The organism is Vibrio sp. 970 (assembly GCF_033339075.1).
Genome location: NZ_JAWOTW010000886.1, coordinates 1 through 504, shown reverse-complemented (window position 1 = coordinate 504; position 504 = coordinate 1). Strand labels below are relative to the sequence as shown.

Annotated in this window: 1 protein-coding gene; it reads right to left on the bottom strand. The window is 52.0% G+C overall.

Annotation, left to right across the window (positions count from 1 at the left end):
• Nucleotides 1-504, bottom strand: a 504-nt coding sequence (locus R7Q11_RS29730; RefSeq protein WP_225467410.1) for a DUF294 nucleotidyltransferase-like domain-containing protein, incomplete at both ends; no start/stop codon positions are given.

Sequence of the window (504 nt, the reverse complement as noted above, 5' to 3'; positions counted from 1 at the left end):
GCCAAGTGGCGGCTGAGTGTCAATCGCATCGCGCACCAAAGCCGGAATAAAGCTCGGGCTCTTTTGAATGCAATCATGCAAGTGTTGTTGGATTTGGTCGACAAACTCGCGGTTGCCGTGAATGGCACGTACTTCAAGGAATACGCTAATGCTCAATAGTTTGTTGTATTCTGGGCTGGCCACCCATTTCTGATAGTACTCTTTCCAACGACGAATTGGCTGACACCACTTTGGTGACGCCGCCATGTACTTGCCGTCACAAAGCGGATAGCCACACGCCGCTAAACCATTACACACCCGCATAGCAAGGTGAGTGAAGTACAGTTTATGTTCTTCGGTGGCGTCATCGGAAAGCACAATCGCACTGTCTTGGTCTGACAGCATGTGCACTTCGTTACGGGCGTGAGAGCCTGCAACCAACCACGCGTAATCACACGGCGGTGGGCCCAACAGTTCTTCATTGAGCTGGATGATGCGGCGCGTGAAAGCGTCCATGATCATCGA